General features: G+C 57.8%; 1 protein-coding gene and 1 pseudogene. Both read right to left on the reverse strand.

The features are described from left to right. Nucleotides 1–73, reverse strand: a pseudogene (sdhB, locus tag ACIOVB_RS27490) (succinate dehydrogenase iron-sulfur subunit); the annotation flags it as partial. Between the two features lie 11 nt (nt 74–84). Then, nucleotides 85–1,076: FAD-binding protein (locus ACIOVB_RS27495; protein ID WP_401272275.1), on the reverse strand; the 992-nt coding region annotated here is incomplete at its 5' end.

Raw genomic sequence — 1,076 nt, forward strand, 5'->3', positions numbered from 1 at the left:
CGACCTGGAAGTCCGGCCTGAACGGCGCAGCGTCCTGATCAGGGTTGTAGCGATAAACACTGACTTGCAACATGGCGGTCACCCTTAATAAGTCCGGACTTTCGGTTCGAAAGTCGGAACAGTCTTCGGCGAGAAGTTAACGGCACGCTTGGTGACGCGCTTGTCACCCGGGAAGTACAGGGTGTGGCACAGCCAGTTTTCGTCGTCACGGTCTTCGAAGTCTTCACGGGCGTGCGCGCCGCGGGACTCTTTACGCACTTCGGCAGCGATGGCAGTCGCTTCAGCCACTTCCAGCAGGTTTTGCAGTTCCAGCGCTTCGATACGTGCAGTGTTGAAAGCCTGCGACTTATCGTTGATCTTCACGTTAGCGATACGCTGACGCAGATCGGCCAGTTGAGCGATACCTTTCTGCATGTATTCGCCGGTACGGAACACACCGAAGTAGTTCTGCATGCAGCTTTGCAGCTCACGACGCAGGGTTGCCACGTCTTCGCCATCAGTGCGGCTGTTCAGCGAGTTCAGGCGCGACAGGGCAGCTTCGATATCGGCTTCGGTAGCGTCGTCGTATTCGATGCCGTCGGTCAGTGCCTTTTCCAGGTGCAGGCCGGCAGCGCGACCGAATACCACCAGGTCGAGCAACGAGTTGCCGCCCAGACGGTTGGCGCCGTGAACCGATACGCAAGCCACTTCACCTACAGCGAACAGACCAGGAATGATCTGATCCACGCCGTCGGCGTTCTGGGTGATCGCCTGACCATGAATGTTGGTGGCAACGCCGCCCATCATATAGTGGCAAGTCGGAACAACCGGAACCGGCGCAACCACAGGGTCAACGTGCGCGAAAGTCTTCGACAGTTCGCAGATGCCTGGCAGACGGCTGTGCAGCACTTCCTCGCCCAAGTGGTCGAGTTTGAGCATTACGTGGTCGCCATTCGGACCGCAACCGTTGCCGGCGATGATTTCTTTAACCATCGAGCGAGCAACCACGTCACGACCGGCAAGGTCTTTGGCGTTCGGAGCATAACGCTCCATGAAACGCTCGCCGTGCTTGTTGATCAGGTAACCACCTTCACCAC

The organism is Pseudomonas sp. NPDC087639 (genome assembly GCF_044743385.1).
GTDB lineage: Bacteria > Pseudomonadota > Gammaproteobacteria > Pseudomonadales > Pseudomonadaceae > Aquipseudomonas.